Source organism: Acidovorax delafieldii 2AN (genome assembly GCF_000175235.1).
Taxonomy (GTDB): domain Bacteria; phylum Pseudomonadota; class Gammaproteobacteria; order Burkholderiales; family Burkholderiaceae_C; genus Acidovorax; species Acidovorax delafieldii_B.
Genome location: NZ_ACQT01000258.1, coordinates 1 through 4894 on the forward strand (window position 1 = coordinate 1; position 4894 = coordinate 4894).

The 4894-nt window shown below is 66.6% G+C and carries 6 protein-coding genes; 1 reads left to right on the forward strand and 5 read right to left on the reverse strand.

The features are described 5' to 3' along the window. The 5 genes from ACDELDRAFT_RS19130 to ACDELDRAFT_RS19150 form a co-directional block, all read right to left on the reverse strand. A partial coding sequence (locus ACDELDRAFT_RS19130; RefSeq protein ID WP_232504810.1) for a transglycosylase domain-containing protein occupies nucleotides 1-439 on the reverse strand: 439 nt, incomplete at its 3' end. 104 nt (nucleotides 440-543) lie between these two features. Beyond that, a complete protein-coding gene (locus ACDELDRAFT_RS19135; protein WP_005799676.1) occupies nucleotides 544-1416 on the reverse strand; it encodes an endonuclease/exonuclease/phosphatase family protein in 873 nt (290 codons plus the stop codon). Nucleotides 1417-1420: 4 nt separating this feature from the next. Next, the gene (locus tag ACDELDRAFT_RS19140; protein ID WP_040329920.1) at nucleotides 1421-2236 is read right to left on the reverse strand and encodes a carbohydrate ABC transporter permease; all 816 of its coding nucleotides are present in this window, start codon (nucleotides 2234-2236) and stop codon (nucleotides 1421-1423) included. A gap of 62 nt (nucleotides 2237-2298) precedes the next feature. Next, a complete protein-coding gene (locus ACDELDRAFT_RS19145) occupies nucleotides 2299-3201 on the reverse strand; it encodes a carbohydrate ABC transporter permease (protein ID WP_005799678.1) in 903 nt (300 codons plus the stop codon). Between the two features lie 4 nt (nucleotides 3202-3205). Next, nucleotides 3206-4501, reverse strand: a complete 1296-nt coding sequence (locus tag ACDELDRAFT_RS19150) for an ABC transporter substrate-binding protein (protein ID WP_005799679.1) — start codon at nucleotides 4499-4501, stop codon at nucleotides 3206-3208. Between the two features lie 189 nt (nucleotides 4502-4690). Between ACDELDRAFT_RS19150 and ACDELDRAFT_RS25850 the strand changes: the two genes are divergently transcribed. Beyond that, a partial coding sequence (locus ACDELDRAFT_RS25850) for a hypothetical protein (RefSeq protein WP_005799680.1) occupies nucleotides 4691-4894 on the forward strand: 204 nt, incomplete at its 3' end.

Below are 4894 nucleotides of genomic sequence, written 5' to 3' on the forward strand. Positions count from 1 at the left end.
GGGCCGCCACCGTCTGGCCGAGCTTCTGCACCACGGTGCGCCCGCCAGGGCCCTGGCGCCAGTCGCCCTCCAGCAGGCCCGCGAGCTGCATGGTGAGGGTGCTGGCCCCGCGCGTGCGCTGGTTCCACAGGTTGCCCCAGGCGGCGGCCGATGCGGCGCGCCAGTCCACCCCGCTGTGTTCAAAAAAGCGCTTGTCCTCGCTGAGCACCAGGGCCTGGCGCAGGGCTGGCGAGACATCGGCCAGCACCACCCACTGGCCGCGCCGCACGGTGGCATCGGTGCGCAGGCGCTGCACCACCTCGCCCTCGCGCGAGAGGACCAGCGTGTCGGAAGGGCGAAAGTCCTGCCGCACCTGCGCAAAAGTGGGCAGGGCCCAGGCCACGGGCTGGGAAAGCGCCACGCCGCCGAGCAGGGCCAGCCGCCCCAGGAGTCGAAAAATGGAAGTCACGCCGCTTTGTAGCAGACGATGCCCCGCACACGCCCTTGTCGTGCATGCCCTTGCCGTGCGCGGCGCGGTGGGGCGGCTGCCGAACCGGGGCGTGTTCAGGCGATCGACACCGCCACCGGCTGGTGGTCCGATGCCTGCGTGGCCGCATCGACGACAAAGCGCTGAACCCGGCCCTTGAGCGAATCGCTGACGAAGACAAAGTCACAACTGCCGGGCTCGGGGCCATAGCGGCGGTCGTAGAGGCGGAAGGTGGGCGGCTGCGGTGCAGCGGCGTGCAATAGGCGCCAGCTGTCCCACAGGCGCATGCCGAGGGGCGCGCCCTCGCTGTCGTCCGCACCTGCGGGGGCGCAGATGGCGGCATGCTCAGGCTCGTGCGGCTCGAAATTGAAGTCGCCGCACAGCACCGCATGGGGCGTGTGCGCCTTGCTCTGGAACGGCGACCCATCGCCACTGGCCTCTGGCGGCGCCACCGCGTGCGCACAGGCCTGCGCGTGCAGGACGCGCAGCGCCCGGGCCTGCGCCATGCGCTGGCGCTTGGAATAGAACTCGAGGTGCGTGGTCATCACGCGCACGGCGCCCAGGCCGGGGTCGCGCACCGTGGCCACGGTGCACATGCGCGGCATGCTGCGCACACCCGCATCGGCGGGGTACGGCAGGGGATGGTGCTGCAACTGCAGCACCGGCAGGCGCGTGGCAATCAGGTTGCCAAACCGCTGGCGCTGGCCGTCGGGCGTCCATTCGTCCACCGCGGCGCCAAAAAACACCTGGTAGCCGGGCAGCAGCGCGCGCAGCAGGGCCACCTGGTCATGGCCCGCGTTGCCTTCGAGGGCTGGGTAATGCACGGCGATTTCCTGCAGGCACAGCACGTCGAAATCCGCAAGGGCACGGGCATGCTGCACGATGCGCTGCGGGCTCACGACGCCATCCAGGCCGCAGCACCATTGGGTGTTCCAGGTGACAAGTTGCATGGCGCTATTTGATACCCGCGCGCATGAAGCTCTGCACGAACTGGCGCTGGAACAGCAAAAACGCGATCAACAGTGGCGCCGAGGTCATCAGCGTGGCCGCCGTGATGGTGGACCACTCCACGCCCTGCTCCACCGACGAAAACACCTGCAGCCCCACGGTGAGCGGACGCGACTGCACGCTGTTGGTGATGATGAGCGGCCACAGGAAGTTGTTCCAGTGAAAGCTCACCGACACCAGCGCGAATGCGGTGTACACCGGCCGAGCCAGCGGCACGTAGACGCGCCACAGGGTCTGCAGCGCGCTGGCGCCCTCGACCCGCGCGGCTTCATCGAGTTCCTTGGGGATGCCCATGAAGGTCTGGCGCAGCAGGAAGATCGCGAAGGCCGACGCGAAGTACGGCAGGCCAATGGCCAGCAGCGTATCCACCGCGCCCAGCCGGGCCATGGTCTTGTAGTTCTCGACCAGGAGGATGTCCGGCATGATCATGAGCTGCACCAGCACCAGGGCAAAGGCCACGTTCTTGCCCCGGAACTCGTAGCGCGCAAACGCAAAGGCCGCCAGCGTGGCCAGCACCATCTGCGCCGCCAGAATCAGCCCCACGAGCACGGTGGTGTTGAAGAAATACCGGGCAAACGGGGCGGCCTGCCAGGCGTGGCGAAAGTTCTCCAGCGTCCAGGGTGCCGTGATGTCGAAGCGGGTGGAAAACTCGGCGGGGTGAAACGCCGTCCAGCACGCATACAGCAGCGGCAGTATCCACAACATGGCCAGCAGCCAGGCGGCCACCGTGTCGATCCACGACACGGCATACAGCGGAGCCATGGGGGCATGGCGCACCGCGTGACGGTGCGTGCTGCGGGTGGAAGGGTTTTCGGTGGCTGTGCTCATTTGTAATGCACCCGTTTGTCCAGCACGAAGAACTGGAACAGCGCCACACTCGCCAGAACCACCACCAGCACCACCGTGATGGCGGCGGCATAGCCCGTGTCCCAGAACTTGAAGCCCACCTCATACAGGTGGTAGAGCAGCAAGGTCGAGGCGTTGTCGGGGCCGCCGCGCGTCAGGATGAAGACGTGGTCCACCAGGCGAAAGGCGTTGACCACCGCGTTCACCAGCACGAACAGCGTGGTGGGCATGAGCAGCGGCCACTGCACGCGGCGAAAGTAGTACCAGCGCGAGGCGCCCTCGATGGCGGCGGCTTCCTTCAGGCTGGGGTTGAGCGTCTGCAGCGCGGCCAGGTAGAAGATCATGAAAAAGCCGGCCTCTTTCCACACCGCCACCAGCGTGACGCAGGCCAGGGCCGTGCGCGGATCACCCAGCCAGTTGTGCGACGGCAGGCCCAGCGCCGCGCTCAGCTGCTCCAGCAGCCCGTACTGTGGGGTATAGAAAAACAGCCAGATGTTGGCCACCGCGATCATCGGCAGCACCGTGGGCGTGAAATACGCCATGCGCACCAAGGCGCGGCCGCGCAGGTGCTCGTTGACCCACAGGGCCATCAGAAGCGCCAGCCCGATCGACAGCGGAATCGTGGCCCCGGCAAACCACAGGTTGTTGCGCACCGCCTGCCAGAACACCGGGTCTTCCACCATGACCTGGTAGTTCTCTGCTCCCACCCACACGCCGGGCCGGCTGCCACGCGGGGTCGAGAAAAAGCTGTCCACCAGCGTGGCCAGCGCGGGCCAGTGCGTGAACGCGATCAGCAGTGCCAAGGCCGGCAACAGCAACAGCCAGGCATGCACGGCATGCTGGCTGATGGCTGTGCGCGGCGCCTCTTTCTGCGCCCCCATGGTGTTACTGGTAGCTGCGCAGCAGGCGGTCGGCCTCGCGCTGGGCGTCCTTCATGGCCTGTGCCGGGGTCTTGGTGCCGTTGAGGGCGGCCTGGATGGCGTCATTGAGCACCTTGGTCACGCGCTGGTTGTCGTGCGTGGAGAACTCGGCCACCGACACGGGCAGCTGGTCGCGCGCCACCAGGGCCTGCGGGAACTCCTGGCCATACTTCTTGAGCGTGGCGGTCTCGTACGCTGCGGGCGACACAGCCACGTAGCCGGTGTCCATGCTCCACTGCGCGGCGCGCTCGGGCTGGGTGATCCACTGGATGAACTTGAAGGCGGCTTCCTGCTGCTCCTTGGGCGCCTTCTTGAAGATGTAGAAGTTGCCGCCGCCGGTGGGCGAGCCCTTGCGCACATTGCCCGCGATCTGGCCCACGCCGAAGTCAAACTGCGCGTTCTTGCGCACGTTGGTCAGGTTGCCCGTGGTGGTGACCATGATGGCGGCCTTCTTTTCAAAGAAGTCCTTGGGCGTCGTGCCCCACTCCACCACGCCGCTGGGGTGCACGCCCTGCTTGGTGAGGTTGACCCAGTATTCCAGCGCCTCGATCACCTTGGGGTGGTCGAACGTGACCTTGGTGCCGGTCTCGTTGGCCAGCAGCACGCCGTTGGGCGTGGTCAGGGTTTGCAGCATCCAGTAGGCAAAGCCGGTGGACGGAATCTGGATGCCATATTGCGTGACCTTGCCGCTGGCGTCCTTCTTTGTCAGCTTCTGGGCGGCGTCGCTCAGTTCCTTCCAGTTCTGCGGGGCCTTGTTGGGGTCGAGGCCCGCTTCCTTGAACAGGTCCTTGTTGTAGTACATGACCACGGTGGAGCGCTGGAAAGGCACGCCCCAGGTCTTGCCGCCGGACTGGCTGTTGGCCATGAACGCGGGATAGAAGCCCTTGAGCCAGGCCTTGTCGGCATCGGTCTTGACGAACTGGTCGATGGGCGCAATGGCGTCTTCGTCGATCAGTGTGAACATGTCGGTGGACAGCAGCACCGAGGTGGCTGGCGCGCTGCCCGACTTGTTGGCGGTGAGCGCCTTGACGATGGTTTCCTGGTAGGTGCCCGCGTAGATGGGCGTGACCTTGATGTTCGGGTGCTCCTTCATGAAGTCGGCCGCAAAGCCGTCGATGGCCTTGGTGATCGGCCCCCCCACGGCCACCGGGTAGTAGAAGGGCACCTCCACCTGTGCCTGCGCATGGGCAGCGCCCATGCCCCCCATGGCGGTCACTGCGCTGGCCAGGGCCAGGGTCTTGAGAAAGGTCTTGCGTTGCATGATCACATTGCTCCAGAGAAAAAAACAAGTACGGCGTGCACCCTGTGCGGCGCCTGCGGATTCGATCCCAACGAAAAAGGTTCGTGACAGCCGTGGTGTGGCTCAGGCCACCGCCCGCATGCCGGCGATGGCATCCACATCCCCACGCACCGGGGCCGGCGCCATGCGCTGGCCGTCGCCGGCAAAGAAATGCGTGTCCCGCGGGTGCCAGTGCAGCACCACCTGCGCACCCTGCGCCACTTGCTGCCCCCCGGCGCACGCACCGTGATCACCTGGCTGCCCACCTGGCAGCGCAGCACCAGATCGGCGCCCAGGTATTCCTGCCCCACCACCTGCGCGGGCACCGCCATGGCGATGCCGTCGGTGGCGGCGGCCCGGTCCGCGCCGCCATGC